Raw genomic sequence first — 19,319 nt, 5'->3', positions numbered from 1 at the left:
GGGCCTCACGCCATTGTCCGCTCTCGGGGTGTTACGGGCCAGCATCCGGTAGGCTGGCAGTTACTCTGCCGCGGCGTCGATCAGGGCTGTCATCTCCGAGTACTCCATGTTGGTGTAGCGCTGGCCGTTGATGACAAAGCTGGGGGTGCTGTCCACACCATCGGCTGTGGCATTTTCCTGGTACCACGCCACCAGCGTACGGGCCTTTTCACCGTCTTGCAGGCAGGCCTCCAGCGCATCGCTGTCCATCCCGGCCAGCCGCCCGATCTTGCGCAGCTCCTCCACGATGGCCGCCGGATCACCGGCGCTGGCCCAGACGGACTGCTGTTCGTAGATCAGATCGCTCATGCCAAAGAAGGCCTCCGGCGTGCCCGCGCAGCGCGCGATCATCGAGGCCCAGAGACCGTAGCGGTCAAAATACACCTCGCGGTAGACATAGTTGATCTTGCCGGTGTCGATGTAGTCTGCCTTGAGCTGCTTGAACGGCCCCTCATGGAAACGGGCGCAATGCGGACAGGTGTAGCTGGCGTATTCGATCACGGTGACCGGTGCGTCGGGGTTGCCGATGGACATCTCAACGACCGACGATGTGTCGATCTCCCCTGCTTCCTGTGCGTGGGCGGCCCCCAGCGGATCGGCGGGCGTGACGGAGGTTGAGCTTGGCGTGGTCACGAAATAGGCGCCAAGGCCAATGACTGCCACGGCAGCCGAAATAATCATCATACGCGACATTGAAGGTCCCTTTTCATCGGTTTGTCTTGTTGAGAATGTTTTCGCCCAGACGCGCAAGAGCGCTGCGGAGCGTTTCATCTGCCACCGGCTGTGTCACCTCTGCGGCCTTCTGGCGCAGCGCCGGGTCACTGGGGGGCGTTGGTGATGTCCGGGGCCCCTGCTGGAAATCAACCTGCCCCTCGGCAAATCCGGTGGCCGCGGTCTGGGTGATCCTGACGCGCGCAATGGCGTTGTAACCATAGACCGCATTCACACGGGCCCGCAGCTTTTCTTTTTCCATCTCCAGCATCGGGGCATTCGCCCCCGTGGTCAGCAGGGTCAGCGTCGCCCCCATGCCGCCCCGTCCATAGCTGACCTCAACCGGGCGCGAAATGGCGGCGATGGCCGCTCCGGCGACCTCGGCCCATTGCGTCAGCAACCGGCTTTGCGCGAACCCCCGCGTCTCAGAGGCCGCACGAATACGCTGCGTCAACAAACTTGACGTCCGGGCAAACCCTTTTGTAGTGGCGCGGCGCGGTGGCATTGCTATCTTTCCTGATATTCGCTGTCATCATAGCGTCCGACCGGCCCCGCAACCAGCCCAAGCAAGAGAAGAGAGACATAAACATTGCGTGACAATGCAGATGATCTGACCTGGATGAGCCGCGACCTGCTGATCTGGTACGACCGGCACGCGCGCGAGATGCCGTGGCGCGTCGGCCCAGAGGCACGCAAGGCCGGAGAGCAGCCCGACCCCTACCGCATCTGGCTGTCCGAGGTCATGCTGCAACAAACCACGGTGGTCACTGTCAAAAGCTATTTTGAGCGCTTCACCCGGCGCTGGCCTACGGTCGGCGCGCTGGCCGCCGCCGAAGACGCCGAGGTGATGGCGGAATGGGCGGGGCTGGGCTACTACGCGCGGGCCCGCAACCTGCTGAAATGCGCGCGTCAGGTGGTGGACCAGCACGCGGGCCGCTTTCCCGCGGATCACGCCGCGCTGCTGAAGCTGCCCGGCATCGGGCCCTACACTGCCGCGGCCATCGCCTCCATCGCGTTTGATCTGCGCCACGCCGTGCTCGACGGCAATGTGGAAAGGGTGATGGCGCGGCTCCATGATCTCCACACACCCCTGCCGGAGGCAAAGCCCGCGCTGATGGCGCATGCCGAGGCGCTGACCCCCTCCGAAAGGCCCGGCGACTATGCCCAGGCCGTCATGGACCTTGGAGCCACGATTTGCACGCCGAAATCCCCTGCCTGTGGCCTGTGCCCCTGGCGCACGCCCTGTGTCGCGCAGGCCAGGGGCACCGCGCAGGATCTACCCAAGAAAGCGCCCAAGAAGCCAAAACCCACCCGTCACGGCACTGTTTTTCTGGCCCGGCGCGAGGATGGTGCCTGGCTTTTGGAAACCCGGCCTGACAAGGGGCTGCTGGGCGGCATGCTCGGCTGGCCCGGATCAGACTGGACCGACACGGCACAGCCTCTGCCCCAGGCCAGCCCACCCTGCGCTGCAGAGTGGCAAAGGATAGAGGGCGACGTCCGACACACCTTTACCCATTTCCACCTTGTGTTGCATGTGTTCCGTGCAGATGTTGCGCAAACCACAGACCCTGCCGCCGGACGGTTCATGCAACCGACCGAGTTTCGCCCCACCGATCTGCCGACAGTGATGCGCAAGGCCTTTGATCTGGCACGATAATGTGAAACCCCAGATATGTTTGACCTTTCCGTCAGAAGCACGCGCCAGACCAGCGGTTAAACCCAAAACTGCCGCTCGTGCGGAACGCGGCCAAGGTTGGATAGGGCTCAGGCTTGCCAACGCCGCGGGATGCATGGCGGATCGCTTTTAGGGTCCGGCGAATTCCAAGTTTTCTGGTGATGAACAACCTGCGGGCCGTGTAGCTCCTCCTTGGACATACCAAGATGTATCGCACTGTCCGATATCTGGGCGTTGACCTGGAAACATTTTGGTCAACGACGGTGTTGCAACTGCGCCGGAGCGGACGTTGGCCGGTCACGCGGCCTTGAGCAGCAACAGATGACTGGAACCAGGATTTTCGTTGCCATTCGCTGCGACGTGACGAACGACGGCTCTGAACGGTCGAGGCCTGTGGGCTTCGGATAACCTAAACGTGCCTCAGGATTAGAGCGGATGTGCACTTTCCAACGCTGTGAGATCACTTTCCGGCACTTCGGATTGGATACGCACAGAGATGTCTCGATCACACCTTGCGCTCGCTTTTCTCATGTCACTTGTCTTTGGCGCAGGTTGGGTTTTTGGCAAAACTGCGACCTCACATTTTTCACCCATCTTGGTGGCGATGTTCCGGTTTGGGTTTGCGGGAATTCTGCTTGTTATCCTGTGTGGCTGGCCCAAAGTTCCCTTGTGGCAGCTTTGGTTCGCCTCAGCTTGCGCATTGGGCATCCCATACAGCTTTTCCTACATCGGCTTAAGCCAACTCAACGTCTCAGTCACCGTGCTGCTGGTTCAGTTGGAAGCGCCAATTCTGATCGTATTATCTGCGGTTCTACTACGAGAAGTTCCAGATCGTTCAGCCATCGCGGGGGTCGTTCTGGCCGTTGCAGGCGTCGTTTTTGTCGTGGGAGCGCCTGCCGCTGAACATCAACACTTTGCGATAATGATGGTCATGGTCAGCATGTTCATCTGGGCTTTGGGCCAAATTCAGGTACGGCGGTTCGGTCTGAACGATGGTGGGCTCAAACTGTTGGGAGCACTTTGTTTGTTGGCGGCTCCGCAGCTTCTGGTATTGAGCCTCATCTTTGAGAACGGACAGGCAGCAGCAGTTCGCCAAGCCTCGGCCTTGGTCTGGATGCAGGTTTTGTATCTCGGGCTTGGAATGACAGTTATCGGACAAGGTATCTGGTTCCACCTTGTGGCACGCCATCCTCTTCATGATGTCGCGCCATTTCTCCTACTCGTGCCGCTGTTCTCCATCGCAGCTGGCGTTGCATTCTTGCAAGAGACCCTCTCCGGCACGACAATTGTGGGCGGTATCTTGATTATCCTGGGTGTTGCCCTCGCGGCCCTTGGAGCGCCCTCGTCGATCAAGCTAGATAGGTCCAGCTGATGAAGGAGATTCTATTCCGGCAAATGACAATGGTCCTTAATTGACCGTTTCAACAGCGCTTTCAAGCGCTTCGCGGACGGCTGCAACACACGCCTGTTTGAGGTCACAATGTAGTATCCATAAGGGGCGGATACCCACATATCGAATGGTGAAACAAGCAGCCCTCGGTCGAGGTGGGGTTGAACCATTGCGCGCTCAAGAATAGCGACAGAGGGCACTGACTGGAGAACTTCTATGGAAAAGGCCGCGCTTTGCAAGATCCAAGGGCTCTTTGCTTCCAGTCGTTTCTCAAGCGCGTCACCTCCCGCCAGACTTGCCCAATACCGCCAGATTGACAGGCCGCTCGGCGCGCTCTCAACGCTGTCGAGGCGCAAGCATTCGCCCAGATCATCCGGGCCGTTAAGTTTTGCGACCGTTTCTGGGGCGCAAACAGGGGCCAGCACATCTGTGTATATGAGTTCGGTCGTTGCACCAGGATAGTCACCAGCCCCATAGCGAATGGCGAGATCAACCTCGTCCGAAGCAAAATCTGCGAGAGCTGGGGAAAACTCGCAGCGGATTTCCTGCTCGGGAAACTCGTTTTTGATGACTGCCAGCTGCTCTGCCAGCCAAGGGCCAGCAAGTGTCGGCACACAGCTGATCCGAAGCGGGGCATCGCTTATCTCTCTGAAGATCGCACCGGTGGCTTGGTGGATGGAGTCGAAGGCGGTGAGAATGCTCTTGGAGTAAGCCTTCCCGCGCGCATTGAGCGCAATCGCGTTCGCAGTGCGGTCAAACAGATCCCCTCCGACGTAATCTTCAAGGTTTCGGATGTGCTGTGTGACTGAGGACGGTGCAATGCCCAACTCAATTGCCGCCTTGCTCATGGAGCCGAAGCGAACCACGGCGTCAAAAACCTTCAGGGCGTTCAACGGAGGTGTCGTGTTGTCCATTCTATGTCCGGGCCTTCTTAACGTGCGACTGTCGTTATAGCTCTCCAGTAGAAGCGAAGCTATTGGTTCTTCGGACAGCCGCCCTTGGACCATCGCGCGGAATCCGTCAGATTGGGCTCGGCGCGGCATTTTCTGCGCGTTTCATGAACGGCCGGTCTGGGTCGGGCCGACTTTAACGGCATAGTGCATCAGCGCACACCCAGCGGACAAACTGGCCTTTGCCGATGCCGGTTCGAAAGTCTGCTTCGCCACTGACACGTTTTACGAAAGCATCGACCATTGGGTTCTGCCTTGAAACATTGCCCGGAATCGCCGATTGCCTAGGCCTATGGTGGAACAAACAACGATCAGAAGGGCTCGCACCGTCGACGCTGAGGAGATCGGTGATCTTTACGTCGCCTCACGTGCCGCTGCGTTGGCATTCCTTGAAGAGGTCCATGGGCCTGCAGAAACGAAGGCATGGATTCGCGATGCTTTACTACCCCTTGGTACAAGTTGGACCGCGTATCGCGGCGACGTGCTCTGTGGCCTGATGACGCTCAACGGCGAGCATATTGAGCAACTATACCTTCGACCGGACCGCCGCCGGGAAGGAATCGGTAGCGCGCTGATGGCACATGCGAAGACACAGAGCCCCCATCGTCTTGAACTTTATTGCTTTCAGGAAAACCACGCTGCTCGCGCGTTCTACGAGGCGCATGGTTTCGCCCCGATCGCGTTCGGCGATGGAACAACAAATGAAGAAGGCGCCCCGGACGTCCTCTACGAATGGACACTCGGACGGTGCTGAATTTTGCGGCATGCCCACCAAGGACTGCTTGTGAGTTTTGTGCGCGGACCTGCACAATTTGCAGTTTGGCTGAAGCACCCACTTGAGATCAGTATTAATCACCACGATGAGTTCATGGTGTGTCAGGACCGCCTCGTCGTGAGCAACGACCGGGAAGTATGGTTTCCAACGAACAGTTCGCCGCTTCCGAACACAGGACGCAGGAAGACTGGCCCGAAACGGCAGCCCGCCAGTTGTTTGAGGCCTACCGCGATCTTCTTGCATCTCTCGGCGTTACCGCTACCGATCTAGGGCATCCTGAAAGGCGATTTCGAGGAAGATCCCGAGACCAGCCAAATCATCGGTCGCATGGTCGTGACGATGATCCCCGGTATCGACCAGCTGGTGGATGCACAGGACATGGTAACCATCCTTTACCGGTTGATCTGGAAACGGGAATATGACGTTTCGTGGACCTGGATCCTACGGATCATCACGCTGATTGGCTTGGTCCCGGTCCTCGGATCGCTCGCTAAGGGTATCCTGAAACTGGTGTTCAAGAAGATCGGCGACCTGGCGGACATCTACGGTATCTTTAACTTCTTGACCAAAGGCACCGCGCATATCTGGCGGCACCGGTTCGCAATCAATCTCCCAGGCAAGCAGCTGACCGACGCCCTGGCCGTTCTGGGTGGTATGATGGCCGGGGTCGTTCAGCGCATGACTCTGTCCAGCCAAGGCTAGGACTGAGCAGGCCCTGTGTCGCATCCGATGGCTGGTTGGAGCCTATCAGGACAGATGCTGCGGCGGACATCAGTGTCGGCTTCTCTTCTTTCCAGCCAATCGCTAAGCTTTGTCAAACGGACCTGCGGGCGCGCTTAACACATCCTCTGGCTCTAACATCCTTTGAGCCACCACAAGGTGGAAATACATGCATATTTCTTTGTCAGACACGTCAATTCATACACAGGAAAAGGAACAGAAGAGAATGGCCAAGCTGCCAAACCTTACCGCCGCTGAACCAATCCCGGATGCTGCCATGGCAGAGGTCGATCGGATATTGCGCACAGGCGACTTGTTTAGGTATGGCTCAGATCAATCACCTGTCGCCCTGCTTGAGGCCGAGTTCTCCCAGGCGCTTGGCAGCAAGTATGCATTGGCGGTGTCATCTTGTTCCGCGGCTTTGTTTCTTTCCCTGAAGGCACTCGACCTGCCACGTGACGCCAAAGTGATGATTCCAGCTTTTACGTTTGCAGCCGTGCCATCAGCCGTCGTGCATGCCGATTGTGTTCCGCTGCTGTGCGAATGCGGAGACGACTACCGGATCGATCTGGCTGATTTTGAAAACAAGCTCGCGGACTGCCGTGCCGTCATCATCAGCCACATGCGTGGCCATACGTCTGATATGGATGCCATTATGGCGCTCTGTGATGCCGCCGACATCCCGGTAATCGAGGACGCCGCACATAGTCTCGGCACAACTTGGGCAGGGCGCAATATCGGGACTCTCGGAAAGGTCGGGTGTTTTAGCTTTCAGTCCTACAAACTGCTGAATGCGGGCGAAGGCGGTATCATGATCACCGATGACGAAGATCTCATTGCGAAAGCGGTCATCATGTCCGGTGCCTATGAACATAACTGGCAACGACATCCGGTGCTTCATACGGCTTTTGCGAAATGGCAGAACCGGCTGCCATTGTACAACCAAAGACTGAACACAATGTCGGCAGCGCTGATCCGGCCTCAGCTTGATGCACTTGGCAGTCGTGTAAAGGCAGGACGCCGCAATCATGACCACGTTGCCGCTGCTTTAAATGGCAGCAAACATATTTCCGTACCCCGATCGCTGCCAAAAGAGCAGCGCGCCCCTGATTCAATCCAGTTCAATCTGGTTGATATGTCTGATGAGCAGGTTGACAACTTTGTCCTCAAAGCGGGCGCACTGGGGCTGAAGGTTCAGATTTTTGGGCGTTCTGAGGACAATGCGCGCGTGTTCTGGAACTGGAAGTTCCTGGGCAACAACCCTGATCTGCCAAAAACCCGGGCAATGCTTGATCGGGCTTGCGACGTGCGTCTACCGGCTCGGCTCAACCTTCAGGAGTGTGACGCCGTCGCGCAAACAATTCTTGAAGCTCTTGATTTAACGATGCGTGCAAAAACGAGCTAGAATTCGGAAGCGGTTGCGATCAGGTGTTTTTGCCTTGATGCACCCCAAAACGGCCATTGAATCCGCACTGCGTGACGTCTGGACCGAGATTTCTTGGCCCACCATATCGGCAGGATTCAGGAAACCTCCGGTATCCCGGCAAGGCTGCGCCAAGTTCCGCAGGTGACGCGACGCTATATCTTGGCCAAACACCGGCAGACAGCCTAAGATAGGGTGATGAGTTCAGAGATGCTGACACAAGATCCAAAATACCTGCCCGCTGCCGCGCCCTTCTGGGTGTCGCTGACGCTGGTCCCGCTCGCCTATATCGGCGCGGCCTTCGGGGGGTGGACGGTGTTTTTGTTGCCGCTCTACACATGGTACCTGTTTTCCGGTCTCGACCTTGCGATCGGACGCAACTCCAACAACCCCGATCCTGAAACTCCGGAGGCGTCGCTGGCCGCTTACCGGATCATCACCATGGTCTGGGCCCCGGTCCAGTTCATCATGCTCTTCAGCCTGATCTGGTATGTCCCCCAGGCCGAACACCTCAGCAGCTTTGAGCGTGTGGCGCTGTTCTTTGGCATCGGCGTGATCACCGGCACCGTCGGGATCAACTACAGCCATGAGCTGATGCACCAAAAAAACAAGGCAGAGCGGTGGATGGCCGATTTCCTGCTGGCCATGGTGCTCTATTCGCATTTCCGCTCAGAGCATCTGCTGGTGCATCACCGCTATGTCGGCACACCCAAAGATGCGGTCACGGCGCGCTACAACGAAGGGTTTCACCGGTTCTATCCGCGCGTGCTCCGGCAGTCGCTGCAGTCGGCCTTTGAGGCGGAACGCAAGATGCTGGCCCGCAAGGATCTGCCCTGGCACCATCGGTCGAACCCTTTTTTCAAGTATTGGGCGTTGCAGGCGGCCATGCTGGCGCTGGCGTTTATCCTGGGCGGATGGCCGGGGCTTGCCCTGTTTCTTGTACAGGCGGGCACCGCGATCTGGCAGCTTGAGCTGGTGAACTACATCGAACACTACGGGCTGACCCGCAAGCATCTGGGCGACGGGAAATACGAGCATGTAAAACCCCAGCATTCCTGGAATTCGGACCAGCGTGCGTCGAACTGGTTGCTGATCAACCTGCAAAGGCACTCCGACCATCATTTCAAACCGAATCGCCGCTATCCGGTTCTGCAGACCTATTCCGCCGAAGAAGCGCCGCAACTGCCCTATGGGTACCCGGTGATGACCATGGCAGCGATGGTCCCGCCGCTGTGGCGCCGGATCATGAACCCGCGGGTGCGGCAGTGGCGCGCAACCTACTACCCCGAGATCACCCAGTGGGCGGCGTACAACAAGGCCACCAACCCGATGCCGCGCTGAGCGTTTTGAGGCTGGCCCACGCCACAAAAAGAACCCCGCCATGGGAAGGCGGGGTTTAGGGGGGTGCCCCTTACAGGCAGCCTCGTTCAGAAGGCCACAGGCACCGGCGGTGTTGGTTGAAGGTGAGAGCCGTCAGTTGGTCATTTCTGACCGTATTTGCTGGCGCAGAACGTCGATGGGGATCTTCTTGCCCTCGCGTTTAAAGCACCAATAGGTCCAGCCGTTGCAACTTGGCGCCTTTTCAAATGCCGCCCCCACCTGGTGGATGGAGCCTTTGATATCGCCGCCGATCAAGGTGCCATCGGCGCGCACCTTGGCCTTGTAGCGGTTGTTCATCGAATAAAGCTCCTCGCCCGGACGCAGCATGCCGCGTTCCACCAGCTGGCCGAAGGGCACCCGCGGCTCCGCACGTTTGGAGGCGCTGACCTGAAGCGCTTCGCGGTCGAACTTGCGGACCTTGGCAAGCCGTTTTTCGGCGACCTTGCGGTAGGCTGCCTCGCGTTCGATGCCGATGAAATCACGCCCCAGCATCTTGGCTACGGCCCCTGTCGTGCCGGTGCCGAAAAACGGGTCCAGAATGACATCGCCCGGGTTCGTGGCCCCGACCAGCACCCGGTGCAGCAGGCTTTCGGGTTTCTGCGTCGGATGCGCCTTGTCGCCTTTTTCGTCCTTGAGACGCTCATGTCCGGTACAAATCGGCAGCACCCAGTCAGAGCGCATCTGAATACCCTCGTTCAGCGCTTTGAGCGCCTCGTAGTTGAAGGTGTATTTGCTGGTCTCGCCCCGGCCCGCCCAGATCATCGTCTCATGTGCGTTGGTGAACCGCTTGCCGCGAAAATTGGGCATCGGGTTCGACTTGCGCCAGACGACGTCATTGAGGATCCAGAACCCCTGGTCCTGCAAGGCCGCGCCCACGCGGAAAATATTGTGATAGCTGCCAATCACCCAGATGGCCCCATCAGGCTTCAACAGGCGGCGCGCCGCCTTCAGCCAGGCCCGCGTGAACGCGTCATAAGCCTTGAAGCTCGCAAACTGATCCCACTCGTCATCGACCGCATCGACGCGGCTGTTGTCCGGGCGGTGCAGATCACCTTTAAGTTGCAGATTGTACGGGGGATCCGCAAAGATCAGGTCCACCGACGCCTCCGGCAGACTGTTCATCACCTCGATGCAGTCGCCCCCCAATACCGTGTTCAAAGGAAGCGCCGTGGCGCCCTTGGTCTTTATCATCATTGTTCCGCCTCTGGTCCGGTGCATTTTTGCACTCGTGTCTGCGGTCCAAGATGAGTCAAAGCTGATTCGCGGTCAATTTCTTTTTTGAATCAACATGTTATGAATTATTCTTGATACAACATGTTGTGTACCGGTTTGAAGGTTCGTCTATGGTGTGGGGTGACCCCAAGATTTTGGAGCGCAGACATGTGGCTTTTTGATCCATATCCCATGTTTGTCTCCCACCCATATCCGGGATGCTGTTGCGCCAAATCCACCATCACCCTGTCGCGGGCGATTTTGGCCACGATTGACGCGGCAGAAATGGACACACAGCGCGTGTCACCTTTGACCACAGGTTGTGCGGGGATGTTGAGCCCGCGCGGGACCATCGACCCATCGATCAACACGTGATCCGGCAAGACCGGCAGATTGGCGATGGCCCGCTGCATGGCGATATGGCTGGCCCGCAGAATGTTGTGCTGTTCGATCTCCTCGACCGTGGCCAGCCCGATGCCGATCCGGGCGCTGGCGTGCAACATCTCCGCCAAGGCCCCCCGCCGTTTCACCGACAGCTGTTTGGAATCGTTCAGCCCCTCCGGGATCCGGTCAGGATCAAGGATCACGGCGGCCGCCATTACCGGCCCGGCAAGAGGCCCGCGCCCGACCTCGTCCACCCCGGCAACACGAGCCGCCCCCGCAGTCATCGCCGCCTCTTCCATCCTGAAATCCGGTCCCATGCCTTGTCATCCAACGTTCCGCCCATCAGCACAAGGGGGATGGCAAGGCCGAGACGGCAAATTCTTTGGCCAACACACCCAAAAACGCGCCCCCGCGTCGGCGGAGGCGCATTACTCGTTAAAAAAGAGGGGGAAACGCCCGAACGTCGCCCCCTCAGGTCAAGACCGGATCAGGGATCCCACCCGGCCTTGGATCGACCCGTCCTTAGCGGCGGGCCAACTGGTATCCTTCATGGCGCAGGCACCTGGCATCATAGCCATGGCGTTTCTTTTGGTTGGCGCGGAAACTCACCTTGCACGCGCGTGGCAGAGACCGGGTGTAGTCATAGTTCCGCTCAAGGCAGCGCTTGCCGAAGATACGGTAGCGCCCGTCGCGCGTGTCAAAGCTGCGCAGGCAGTGTCCCGGTAACAATCTCTTTGCCACACGCCGGGGCAGCGGCCTTGGATCTACCCTGCGAATCATACTGTCCGGTCTGCGCAAAGAGGGCGCCGCATATATGTCGCGGTTGTCGTAGCGCCGTGTGATCACATCACCGTAATTATCATCCTCCAGGCGGTCGCTGATCACCTTGCCGACAACTGCAAGACCCACAATCGCGGCCAGCGCGCGCGCCACATCGTCATCCGCCCGTGCGGGCGCGTTTCCGATCGCTGTCACAGCCACAGCAGCCCCGACCACAATGGCGATAAACCTGCGTGTCATGAGAAAGTCCTTTCTTGCCGTTGTTGAGCATCCAGGGTGAATGCCGTGGTGCTCTCAATCTGGGGCGACCCTGCCCCGACAGGCAATAACGTTGCGCTGTTATCAGATAGCGTCGCGGCTAAACCCCTTTTGTTATTGAATACTCCGCCCATCCCGCGCAGATTTGACATATGAGACACATCCTCCTGACTTTCACGCTGATCGCCTTGACCGCCGGGGCAAAACCGGGGCATGCGGCAGAGTGCTATGCTGATTACAAGGCCAAGCAGGATGACCCGCTGCGCCTGCACTACGGTGTGGCGGAAATCTCGCAGTGCTCGGTACAGGCTGCCGAGGCCGAGCTATCGGCGCGCCTCGCCGCACAAGGATGGACACTGCTCAATGTGATGTCGGTCTTCGATCAGAGCGGGCTGGCAGAAAGGAAAGAAAGTGCAGGACGTAACTACCTCCGCTTCTGACATGCGTCGATCCGGCGGGCGGACCGTGACCTTTGGCATCACGGGCATTGTGGCCATTCTGATGATTGCGGCGGCTGTCCTGTTCTGGACACTTCCCGATGCCAATGCCTTCAACGCGCGGGTCGAGCGGATTTTTGTGGAGAACGACAACCTGACCGCCCCCTCCGAGGTCAAGCTGCTGGAAATCCTTGCCCAATCCGGCACCGCCTTTTCAGACACGCTGGCCAGCTACCGGCTGGTCATTTTTGTGTTGCTGGTCTTTGCCACCGCCATGCTGGTGGCTGCCCTGATCTTTCTGGTGCTGCTGGTGGTATTCAATCGCCGCATGGCGCAGATTGAACGCGCAGGCATTCAGGTCAACTCCCTGCTCATCAGCCGCGAGGAAAACACAGTCTATCTCAACAATCTGGGCTTCAAACTGACCGATGCCGCGATGGAAACGATGTCGGTGCTGGCCGAGGCACGCATGGATGACGACGTGCTTTCGGGTTCGGAAATCGAGGGGATGATCTCAGGCCGCAGCGCGGTGGATTGCGATGAGGCAGCGGGGGCGACGCGAATCAAACGCTTGCGCGATACCCTTGGCAATCAGATTGTGTCGGAGTTGCTGGTCAAAAACATCGCCCGGCGCGGCTATATGCTGGCCATCGACAAGGATGTCATCAAGGTCATCTAGCCAAAGCAGCCCCCGAAGGATCGACACCGCCCAAAGGCGTTTTGCGGCAGGGCGTTTTGCGTCAGATAACAGCCCAAGTGTCCACAAAAGAGGTCCTAATGGCCGGTCAGCACCAACGTCTGCAGGGGCAGCAACAGCGACCGGATTCGCAACCCGGCCGCGTGGATCACCCCAACCGTATCCACCACATGCAGGAAGACCGACTGCCCAAAGCCGATATCAGGTTCGCTGAGCCGCGCGTGATTGCTCGTGTAGGCATTCGCCGTACAGCGACTTCCTGGCGGGATGTCATCGGTTTGACCGGCGTAAAGAGGCTCCAATATGGCGACAATCGTGCCGGGGGCACTTTGCACCTGCGCGTCGATCAAAGCATCGGAAGGCCGGATTTGACCGGCTGCAATCACGTCCTGCACCTCAACGATCACCATGGGAATAATCGTGAAGGGTTTGGAGATGCACATAATCTCGGCCACGCCACCAGCTTTTATCACCTGCGTGGAAATCTGTGGAAACCCGGCCTGAAACCGGCCCTCGCCCGAGCCCGTCGGCACCAGTATCCCGGCAGGGCGCAGGATCGGGTTCACGATATCGCCGACCTGCAGGGCGAATTGTTCCACCGTGCCCGAGGTCCCGGCATAAACGGTCATCTTTTCGATCTCCACCTCGGCTTGCGCCAAGGCCGCTTCGGCACTGGCGCGCTGCGCAGGAAGCGCGATAGCCGTGTTAGCATCCACCGACGCCACCTGCGCCCGCGCCGCATCGATCGCACCCTGCTGTGCGGCCAGTTGGTTTTCCAGCACTTCGACGTCTCGTTGAGACACAACGGTAGAGCCACCGGCCTGCAGCGTCCGGCGCCGGTCAAGATCGTCAGAGGTCTGCTGGTACTCTGCCTCTGCCTGTTCGACTGCGGCGATTGCTGCGGCCCGGTCTGCCTGTGCGAGAACAAGGGCCGCGTCGACCTCGTCGATCCGGCGCAGGGCCGTGTCGCGTGAGGCTTGCTGGCGACTGCTATCGAGAGTGAAGATCGGGTCCCCCGCCTCGATCCGTTGATTGTTGCGCACAAAGACCTCATCCACCCGCCCGGCGGATTCCGACAGAATAGTCACGGTTCTGAAGTAAGAGACGACATTGGAGGTCGACGGGTGATAGTAAAACACAATCGTGACGAGAGTGATTGTCAGCATCGCGCACATGGTGATGCCCCAGCGCAGCTCGTACCAGACGGTGAAAAAGGTGATATGTTCGCCAAACCGTTTGCCCTGGAAACGGCGGCGCAGCAGGTAATCGGGCAGGATCGTGACCAGCGAACAGAGGAAAAGCTCAATCATCTGGACGGTCCCGACTGACAATTTTCTGCAGCGAATCTGCCATTGAATTCAACGGCGTGGCAAAATCAGGCGGGCGAAAGGCTGCCAACACCAACGCGATGACCCAGAAGATGTTGTTGTGGGTAAAGAGCGCCAGAATGCACAGGATGCTGATAAGCTGGAGCTGTGTTGCATTGCCCTTGTGCGCCATCCGCTCCGGCAGGGAGTGCAGCGTGAAATAGAGCACGCCCAAGAGCAGAATGGCCCCCACGACCACAAAGATCATGATCGTAAACAGCGAATCTCCACCGTCAGGACCAGAGAAAAAAGGGGGCAGGTGGTGCGGTGCCATCGGGTGAATATTGTCAGCCATATCAAACCTCAAAATGCGCCCGTCTGAACGCTTGTAATTCCCGTGACCCTAACGGCCCTTTAGGGATTGCTCCAATATAAAATACACGCGCCGGCGGCTCTGGCCTTCTTTGTGGCAATCCCCCTACACTGCGGGAAAAGCACAGCCCGAAAGGATATCGCCCATGCCCGCCCCGCTGAATACATTCAAGAAAGCTCTGGTAGAGGGGGAGACGCTTTTCGGGTGCTGGATGAGCCTGGCGGAAGGCTATACCGCCGAGATCATGGGTCAGGCGGGGTTTGACTGGCTGCTGATCGACGGAGAGCATTCGCCCAATGATATCCGTTCGATCCGGGATCAGATGATCGCGCTGAAAGGCAGCACCAGCCATCCTGTCGTGCGGGTCCCCGTGGGCGAGACCTGGATCATCAAGCAGGTCCTGGATGTCGGAGCGCAGACCGTGCTGGTCCCGATGGTCGAAACAGCGGATCAGGCCCGCGACCTGGTACGCGCCTGTCGCTATCCGCCGCATGGCACACGCGGGGTGGGCTATGCCGTGGGTCGCGTCTCGGACTTCGGTCAGATGGAGAATTACGGCCCCACGGCGGACGCCCAGATCAGCCTGCTGGTGCAGGTCGAGAACAAAACCGGCCTGGACAATCTCGACGAGATCCTGGCCGTCGACGGTGTGGATGGCGTTTTTATCGGCCCGGCAGATCTCTCGGCCAGTCTGGGATATCTGGGCCAGACCATGCACCCGGACATGCAGACCACCATTCTGGACGCGATCAGGCGGATCAGTGACACCGGCAAGGCTGCAGGCATCCTGACCTCGGATGAGGCCATGGTCCAGTCCTCACTGGAGGCGGGTGCGCGGTTTGTGGCGGTGGCGATGGACATCGCGCTTTTGCTCAACGGCGCAAAAGCCTCCGTCGCAAGGTGGAAGCCAGCCTAGCGCCCTTTCATTCGGGTCGCGGCCTGCGTGTAACCCCCCGCCGCCCCGTCGATAAAATGCAGATGATCGTCCGTCAGGATCGAGGGGACAATGCAGGTCATCATGGCCTCGTCCTGGGTAGCGATGCCGTAGCGGATCAACCCGTCCGCTGCAGCCTGCGACAGCCGGGCGTCCAGCCGCTCGTGGGTCTGCGGATCGCAGTCGAGGGTCATTTTCAACCCGTCGTCCAGCTTGCGAAAATCTGCATTGGCGGCAACCACGCGGGCATAGCGGCGCGCGTCAAACCCACCGACCTTGAGCCCTGTGCGGATCAGCAGCCACGCCATCAAGGTTTCAAAGAGAGCACGCCGTTTTGCCGCGCTGACGCTCTTTGTGCCGCGGGCCGCATGCGCCTCAAGCGTAGCGCCCGCAGGTGGCCAGCGGGCCTGCATCCCGACACGTGGTGCAGGATGCCCGCCCCGTTCAAGACCGGCGGCGATCTCGACCACATCGCTGTAGACCCCGGCCACATCTTTCGGATGAGCCTCGGGCGCCGCCGCCACGACCAGCGATAGAATGGTCCCGTGACGGGCCGGCATATGCGCCCAGCGGCACGACAACCCGGTCAGGTCAGGCGTGGCGCCGGGCGGTGCGCTCTCGATCACAAAGCGCCCGGCCTTCATCTCGGCTTCGGCCCAAAGCAGGCCGCCGCCGGAGAACATCGCATAATCCGCCCCTTCCGAGGCCTGAAACCGCGCCACGCGCACGTCATGACCTGCCGCGCGCACATCGCTGACGGGCACCAGTGCAACCCGCATGGTGATCTGAAACTCCGCCTGCGCCCAGGTTGCCACGGCAGCCAACGCCGACCGGGCAGCCGCGACCTGCTGCGCGCTGACAGCAAAGCCTGCGCCATCACCGCCAAAGACAAAGGGAAAGGCCCGGCCCCGGTGCGCATTCATCACGGCCGAGATGATCGCGGCCCCAACCATGTTGACGGTCTTGTAGCGCCCGGCAGCAACCTCATGAGTGGAATTGACGATATCGGCCACCCCGACAGACCAATCGCCGGGCAAAGGATGGTAGCGCTGATCCTGGGTCAGTTGTGCAAAGGCGCTTTCGCGCGGCAGGCTGTCGTAGAATGCGCAGGCTGTGTTTGTTGCAGTCATCCGTCGGCCCGCGCCTTGTCATCTGTGAGCAGCCTAACACAAAAAATCGCCCTCGGGCGAATGCGGGCCGCTTTGCGCGCACGCCCCCTCTTTCCACAGCACGCAGAGCGGTATATGAGGCGCGGACCATCCCTTTCTATACTGGAGCAAAACAGATGGGTTACCGCGTCGTTATTGCGGGTGCCACAGGCAATGTGGGCCGCGAAATGCTGAACATCCTTGCCGAACGCCACTTCCCGGTGGATGAGATCACGGTGCTTGCCTCGCGCAAGTCGCTGGGCACGGAAGTGAGCTTTGGCGAGAAGACGCTCAAGACGAAGGACCTCGACACGTTCGATTTCACCGGCTGGGACATCGCACTTTTTGCCGTGGGCTCCGAGGCAACCAAGAAATACGCGCCCGGGGCCGCCAAGGCCGGCTGTGTGGTGATCGATAACTCGTCGCTCTACCGCTATGATCCGGATGTCCCGCTGATCGTACCCGAGGTGAATGCCGATGCTATCGAGGGCTATGCGAAAAAGAACATCATCGCCAACCCCAACTGCTCGACAGCACAAATGGTCGTGGCGCTGAAACCGCTGCACGACCGCGCGACGATCAAGCGCGTGGTTGTTTCCACCTACCAGTCGGTGTCGGGCGCAGGCAAGGAAGGCGCGGACGAGCTCTGGGATCAGACCAAATCGATCTACAACCCGACCGATGACAAACCGCCGAAAAAGTTTACCAAGCAGATCGCCTTCAACGTGATCCCGCATATCGACAGCTTCATGGAGGACGGCTCCACCAAGGAAGAGTGGAAGATGGTGGCCGAGACGAAAAAGATCGTGGATCCAAAGATCAAGGTCACGGCGACCTGCGTGCGGGTGCCGGTCTTTGTCGGTCACTCTGAGGCGGTGAACATCGAATTTGAAGATCATCTGGACGAAGATGAGGCCCGCGAGATCCTGCGCGAAGCCCCCGGTGTCATGGTGATCGACAAACGCGAAGACGGCGGCTACGTGACACCGGTGGAATGTGTGGGCGATTTTGCCACCTTCATCAGCCGTATCCGACAGGACAGCACGATCGACAATGGGCTGAACCTGTGGTGCGTCTCCGACAACCTGCGCAAAGGGGCCGCGCTCAATGCCGTGCAGATCGCGGAGCTGTTGGGCAACCGAATCCTCAAGAAGGGCTAGCCGTCCCGGCCCCCTGTTGCAAAACGCGCGCCGGAGGCAGCTCTGGGGTGCGTTTTATCTTGGCAAGGCGGCACCTTTCGCCGGATTGGAGTTCGCTTGTGCAGAACGGCTTTTGTCAGCGCCCCAAGACAGTCCCGCATGCGCGGCGATCATTGCAGTTACGCATTTTGCAACCCGGACCGACGACCTGATCTTGTTCCAAGACAACCCAAGCCTATGATGATCAGCGGCGCCACCAGCCGCGGCCCGGTCATGGCTTCGCCGAGCGACAGATAGCCCAGCAGGGCTCCTCCCACGGGCACGGCAAAATCTACCTGCGACATCCGTGTCGCACCAAGCCGGGGCACAAGGTGGAAATAGATCAGATTTGCGCAGCCCGTCGAGAACGGGCCGAGATAAAGGATCGTGCCGAGAGAGGGCAGGGTTGGCTCAATCGACCGGATATCGTCACCAGAAATCAGAACGAGTACCCCGACAAACACCGTTCCCACGATCATCGAGCCTGTCGCCATCTCGAGCGGCGGGCGGGTGACGAAGCACCTGATATAGACGGTGGAGGCCGCATAGAGGAGCTGCGCAGCGTTGGGCTGGTTGAAAGGACGTCTGGCGGATATGCTCTGACCGAGACCGCGAAAGACCTGTTTGGCCATCTCGAACCTCTTGGCGACTGGGCAATGACATGGATGCTCAGTCTTGATGAACAGCCGGATTAGGCCTCATCGAACCTCTGTTCGGCACACCCGCACGGCAGTAAAACCGACAGGTCAATCCGGCCTACCTGACCATCGGAAACCTATCCCGCCTCAGACCTCCCGCGGGTCCTTTGGTTTGCCCGGTCCGAATCGGCGCAGGAACGTCCCGTAGGAAAACCCAAGGTCATGACTATGGCACAGCTTTTGCCCGCTGGTCTCTGTATGCAGCGACAACCCGCCCCATCCAATCTTGAGAAAGTAGCCATGCTTTTGCATCCGCCGGTCAAGATCATCCCAGTTCTGAGCCTCGGCCATATCGCGAAACAGGAGCTTTTGCAGGGCAAAAACCAACCTTTCGTTGGCCAGCGACGGCTTGGCCTTGGCCCCTTTTTTCTGGGCCAGATGCTCAACCACCAGAGCTTCGACAAACTGTGCCACCGTTCCCTCCTTTTCGGTGGCGAGATCGTGGACTGCAAGGGCAATATCGGCGGGTAATTCGACGGTGACAGCGCGCTTATTCATACTTGGCACATTTGCTTAAACTTCGTTTAAAAAGGGTTAAAAACGCTCCGCGCGGACCACGTCACAATCAAGAATCGACACCACACCGATGTGTTTGTCGACAACTGAAAACGCAGCTTCAAGCAAACCATCCAGACGGTCAGGTCGGATGATGCAGACGACCTGAACCATCCCGCTGGCCCGCCCGATCTCGCCAGAGCGCACCCAGTCTCCGGATCGCCCGGAGCCCCCAAGAACCGGCAGCACGGTGTAGCCGGTGACCCCGGCTTTGCGCAGCGCATCGGTCAGACGCGACTGCATGATGGCTTCGATGGTGATTTCCACCCGCTTGGCTTGATGTGTTTTCATCTGG

The 19,319-nt window shown here is 59.1% G+C and carries 22 protein-coding genes; 10 read left to right on the top strand and 12 right to left on the bottom strand.

Annotation, left to right across the window (positions count from 1 at the left end; genetic code table 11):
- Nucleotides 1-60 precede the first annotated feature (60 nt).
- Together H7847_RS13030 and H7847_RS13025 are read right to left on the bottom strand one after the other, a co-directional pair.
- Nucleotides 61-732, bottom strand: a complete 672-nt coding sequence (locus H7847_RS13030) for a DsbA family protein (RefSeq protein WP_227269915.1) — start codon at nucleotides 730-732, stop codon at nucleotides 61-63.
- Between the two features lie 13 nt (nucleotides 733-745).
- Complete coding sequence (locus H7847_RS13025; RefSeq protein WP_227269914.1) at nucleotides 746-1,255, bottom strand: DUF721 domain-containing protein; 510 nt, start codon at nucleotides 1,253-1,255, stop codon at nucleotides 746-748.
- 84 nt (nucleotides 1,256-1,339) lie between these two features.
- Between H7847_RS13025 and mutY the strand changes: the two genes are divergently transcribed.
- Together mutY and H7847_RS13015 are read left to right on the top strand one after the other, a co-directional pair.
- Nucleotides 1,340-2,407, top strand: a complete 1,068-nt coding sequence (gene mutY, locus H7847_RS13020; RefSeq protein WP_227269913.1) for an A/G-specific adenine glycosylase — start codon at nucleotides 1,340-1,342, stop codon at nucleotides 2,405-2,407.
- Between the two features lie 514 nt (nucleotides 2,408-2,921).
- Complete coding sequence (locus tag H7847_RS13015) at nucleotides 2,922-3,797, top strand: DMT family transporter (RefSeq protein ID WP_227269912.1); 876 nt, start codon at nucleotides 2,922-2,924, stop codon at nucleotides 3,795-3,797.
- A gap of 11 nt (nucleotides 3,798-3,808) precedes the next feature.
- Here the strand turns inward: H7847_RS13015 and H7847_RS13010 are convergent, their stop codons facing one another.
- A complete protein-coding gene (locus H7847_RS13010; RefSeq protein ID WP_227269911.1) occupies nucleotides 3,809-4,729 on the bottom strand; it encodes a LysR substrate-binding domain-containing protein in 921 nt (306 codons plus the stop codon).
- Between the two features lie 328 nt (nucleotides 4,730-5,057).
- Between H7847_RS13010 and H7847_RS13005 the strand changes: the two genes are divergently transcribed.
- From H7847_RS13005 to H7847_RS12990, 4 genes are all read left to right on the top strand, one after another.
- Nucleotides 5,058-5,519, top strand: coding sequence for a GNAT family N-acetyltransferase (locus tag H7847_RS13005; RefSeq protein WP_227269910.1), 462 nt, complete (start codon nucleotides 5,058-5,060; stop codon nucleotides 5,517-5,519).
- 348 nt (nucleotides 5,520-5,867) lie between these two features.
- Nucleotides 5,868-6,242 (top strand): hypothetical protein, encoded by a 375-nt coding sequence (locus H7847_RS13000; RefSeq protein WP_227269909.1) that lies wholly within the window; start codon nucleotides 5,868-5,870, stop codon nucleotides 6,240-6,242.
- A gap of 244 nt (nucleotides 6,243-6,486) precedes the next feature.
- Nucleotides 6,487-7,665, top strand: a complete 1,179-nt coding sequence (locus tag H7847_RS12995; RefSeq protein ID WP_227269908.1) for a DegT/DnrJ/EryC1/StrS family aminotransferase — start codon at nucleotides 6,487-6,489, stop codon at nucleotides 7,663-7,665.
- A 216-nt stretch (nucleotides 7,666-7,881) separates the two neighbouring features.
- Nucleotides 7,882-9,024 (top strand): alkane 1-monooxygenase, encoded by a 1,143-nt coding sequence (locus H7847_RS12990; protein WP_227269907.1) that lies wholly within the window; start codon nucleotides 7,882-7,884, stop codon nucleotides 9,022-9,024.
- Nucleotides 9,025-9,156: 132 nt separating this feature from the next.
- Here the strand turns inward: H7847_RS12990 and H7847_RS12985 are convergent, their stop codons facing one another.
- The 3 genes from H7847_RS12985 to H7847_RS12975 all read right to left on the bottom strand — a co-directional run bounded on the left by H7847_RS12985 (nucleotide 9,157) and on the right by H7847_RS12975 (nucleotide 11,679).
- Nucleotides 9,157-10,257: a site-specific DNA-methyltransferase gene (locus tag H7847_RS12985; protein WP_227269906.1), complete on the bottom strand. Its 1,101-nt coding sequence runs from the start codon at nucleotides 10,255-10,257 to the stop codon at nucleotides 9,157-9,159.
- Nucleotides 10,258-10,361: 104 nt separating this feature from the next.
- Nucleotides 10,362-10,976 (bottom strand): ribonuclease HII, encoded by a 615-nt coding sequence (locus tag H7847_RS12980; protein ID WP_227269905.1) that lies wholly within the window; start codon nucleotides 10,974-10,976, stop codon nucleotides 10,362-10,364.
- 205 nt (nucleotides 10,977-11,181) lie between these two features.
- Complete coding sequence (locus H7847_RS12975) at nucleotides 11,182-11,679, bottom strand: hypothetical protein (protein ID WP_227269904.1); 498 nt, start codon at nucleotides 11,677-11,679, stop codon at nucleotides 11,182-11,184.
- Nucleotides 11,680-11,849: 170 nt separating this feature from the next.
- Here H7847_RS12975 and H7847_RS12970 point away from each other — a divergent pair, with 170 nt between their 5' ends.
- Entirely contained in the window at nucleotides 11,850-12,137 is a 288-nt protein-coding gene (locus H7847_RS12970) for a hypothetical protein (RefSeq protein ID WP_227269903.1), read from the top strand.
- A gap of 1 nt (nucleotide 12,138) precedes the next feature.
- Nucleotides 12,139-12,813: a winged helix-turn-helix domain-containing protein gene (locus H7847_RS12965; RefSeq protein ID WP_227270051.1), complete on the top strand. Its 675-nt coding sequence runs from the start codon at nucleotides 12,139-12,141 to the stop codon at nucleotides 12,811-12,813.
- A gap of 95 nt (nucleotides 12,814-12,908) precedes the next feature.
- Here H7847_RS12965 and H7847_RS12960 read toward each other — a convergent pair whose 3' ends face one another.
- Complete coding sequence (locus tag H7847_RS12960; RefSeq protein WP_227269902.1) at nucleotides 12,909-14,141, bottom strand: HlyD family secretion protein; 1,233 nt, start codon at nucleotides 14,139-14,141, stop codon at nucleotides 12,909-12,911.
- Nucleotides 14,134-14,493: a hypothetical protein gene (locus tag H7847_RS12955; protein ID WP_227269901.1), complete on the bottom strand. Its 360-nt coding sequence runs from the start codon at nucleotides 14,491-14,493 to the stop codon at nucleotides 14,134-14,136. Before H7847_RS12955 ends, H7847_RS12960 begins: the two co-directional genes overlap by 8 nt.
- A 163-nt stretch (nucleotides 14,494-14,656) precedes the next feature.
- On the opposite strand from H7847_RS12955, the gene H7847_RS12950 reads away from it, so the two are divergent.
- Nucleotides 14,657-15,427 (top strand): HpcH/HpaI aldolase family protein, encoded by a 771-nt coding sequence (locus H7847_RS12950; protein ID WP_227269900.1) that lies wholly within the window; start codon nucleotides 14,657-14,659, stop codon nucleotides 15,425-15,427.
- Here the strand turns inward: H7847_RS12950 and H7847_RS12945 are convergent.
- Complete coding sequence (locus H7847_RS12945) at nucleotides 15,424-16,575, bottom strand: DUF3095 domain-containing protein (protein ID WP_227269899.1); 1,152 nt, start codon at nucleotides 16,573-16,575, stop codon at nucleotides 15,424-15,426. The genes H7847_RS12950 and H7847_RS12945 overlap by 4 nt on opposite strands.
- A gap of 155 nt (nucleotides 16,576-16,730) precedes the next feature.
- Here H7847_RS12945 and H7847_RS12940 point away from each other — a divergent pair, with 155 nt between their 5' ends.
- Nucleotides 16,731-17,753 carry an aspartate-semialdehyde dehydrogenase gene (locus H7847_RS12940; protein ID WP_227269898.1) on the top strand — a complete coding sequence of 341 codons (1,023 nt, stop codon included), beginning with the start codon at nucleotides 16,731-16,733 and terminating at the stop codon, nucleotides 17,751-17,753.
- Between the two features lie 158 nt (nucleotides 17,754-17,911).
- On the opposite strand, the gene H7847_RS12935 is transcribed toward H7847_RS12940, so the two are convergent.
- From H7847_RS12935 to H7847_RS12925, 3 genes are all read right to left on the bottom strand, one after another.
- Entirely contained in the window at nucleotides 17,912-18,403 is a 492-nt protein-coding gene (locus H7847_RS12935; protein WP_227269897.1) for a DMT family transporter, read from the bottom strand.
- A gap of 153 nt (nucleotides 18,404-18,556) precedes the next feature.
- Nucleotides 18,557-18,967 carry a hypothetical protein gene (locus tag H7847_RS12930; RefSeq protein WP_227269896.1) on the bottom strand — a complete coding sequence of 137 codons (411 nt, stop codon included), beginning with the start codon at nucleotides 18,965-18,967 and terminating at the stop codon, nucleotides 18,557-18,559.
- 36 nt (nucleotides 18,968-19,003) lie between these two features.
- The gene (locus H7847_RS12925; protein ID WP_227269895.1) at nucleotides 19,004-19,315 is read right to left on the bottom strand and encodes a P-II family nitrogen regulator; all 312 of its coding nucleotides are present in this window, start codon (nucleotides 19,313-19,315) and stop codon (nucleotides 19,004-19,006) included.
- Nucleotides 19,316-19,319 lie beyond the last annotated feature (4 nt).

Source organism: Roseobacter weihaiensis (assembly GCF_020622345.1).
GTDB classification, from domain to species: domain Bacteria; phylum Pseudomonadota; class Alphaproteobacteria; order Rhodobacterales; family Rhodobacteraceae; genus Roseobacter; species Roseobacter weihaiensis.
This window is presented reverse-complemented; position numbering and strand designations above follow the sequence as displayed.

What these genes read in the sequence shown, in the direction of transcription:
- H7847_RS12955 (WP_227269901.1), bottom strand. Translation starts at nt 14,493, where the DNA reads ATGGCTGACAATATTCACCCGATGGCACCGCACCACCTGCCCCCTTTT.
- H7847_RS12975 (WP_227269904.1), bottom strand. Translation starts at nt 11,679, where the DNA reads ATGACACGCAGGTTTATCGCCATTGTGGTCGGGGCTGCTGTGGCTGTG.
- H7847_RS12945 (WP_227269899.1), bottom strand. Translation starts at nt 16,575, where the DNA reads ATGACTGCAACAAACACAGCCTGCGCATTCTACGACAGCCTGCCGCGC.
- H7847_RS12940 (WP_227269898.1), top strand. Translation starts at nt 16,731, where the DNA reads ATGGGTTACCGCGTCGTTATTGCGGGTGCCACAGGCAATGTGGGCCGC.
- H7847_RS12970 (WP_227269903.1), top strand. Translation starts at nt 11,850, where the DNA reads ATGAGACACATCCTCCTGACTTTCACGCTGATCGCCTTGACCGCCGGG.
- H7847_RS13010 (WP_227269911.1), bottom strand. Translation starts at nt 4,729, where the DNA reads ATGGACAACACGACACCTCCGTTGAACGCCCTGAAGGTTTTTGACGCC.
- H7847_RS12930 (WP_227269896.1), bottom strand. Translation starts at nt 18,967, where the DNA reads ATGAATAAGCGCGCTGTCACCGTCGAATTACCCGCCGATATTGCCCTT.
- H7847_RS12935 (WP_227269897.1), bottom strand. Translation starts at nt 18,403, where the DNA reads ATGGCCAAACAGGTCTTTCGCGGTCTCGGTCAGAGCATATCCGCCAGA.
- H7847_RS12960 (WP_227269902.1), bottom strand. Translation starts at nt 14,141, where the DNA reads ATGATTGAGCTTTTCCTCTGTTCGCTGGTCACGATCCTGCCCGATTAC.
- H7847_RS13015 (WP_227269912.1), top strand. Translation starts at nt 2,922, where the DNA reads ATGTCTCGATCACACCTTGCGCTCGCTTTTCTCATGTCACTTGTCTTT.
- H7847_RS13030 (WP_227269915.1), bottom strand. Translation starts at nt 732, where the DNA reads ATGTCGCGTATGATGATTATTTCGGCTGCCGTGGCAGTCATTGGCCTT.
- H7847_RS12980 (WP_227269905.1), bottom strand. Translation starts at nt 10,976, where the DNA reads ATGGGACCGGATTTCAGGATGGAAGAGGCGGCGATGACTGCGGGGGCG.
- H7847_RS13005 (WP_227269910.1), top strand. Translation starts at nt 5,058, where the DNA reads ATGGTGGAACAAACAACGATCAGAAGGGCTCGCACCGTCGACGCTGAG.
- H7847_RS13000 (WP_227269909.1), top strand. Translation starts at nt 5,868, where the DNA reads ATGGTCGTGACGATGATCCCCGGTATCGACCAGCTGGTGGATGCACAG.
- H7847_RS12985 (WP_227269906.1), bottom strand. Translation starts at nt 10,257, where the DNA reads ATGATGATAAAGACCAAGGGCGCCACGGCGCTTCCTTTGAACACGGTA.
- H7847_RS12995 (WP_227269908.1), top strand. Translation starts at nt 6,487, where the DNA reads ATGGCCAAGCTGCCAAACCTTACCGCCGCTGAACCAATCCCGGATGCT.
- H7847_RS13025 (WP_227269914.1), bottom strand. Translation starts at nt 1,255, where the DNA reads ATGCCACCGCGCCGCGCCACTACAAAAGGGTTTGCCCGGACGTCAAGT.
- H7847_RS12990 (WP_227269907.1), top strand. Translation starts at nt 7,882, where the DNA reads ATGAGTTCAGAGATGCTGACACAAGATCCAAAATACCTGCCCGCTGCC.
- H7847_RS12965 (WP_227270051.1), top strand. Translation starts at nt 12,139, where the DNA reads ATGCGTCGATCCGGCGGGCGGACCGTGACCTTTGGCATCACGGGCATT.
- H7847_RS12950 (WP_227269900.1), top strand. Translation starts at nt 14,657, where the DNA reads ATGCCCGCCCCGCTGAATACATTCAAGAAAGCTCTGGTAGAGGGGGAG.
- H7847_RS12925 (WP_227269895.1), bottom strand. Translation starts at nt 19,315, where the DNA reads ATGAAAACACATCAAGCCAAGCGGGTGGAAATCACCATCGAAGCCATC.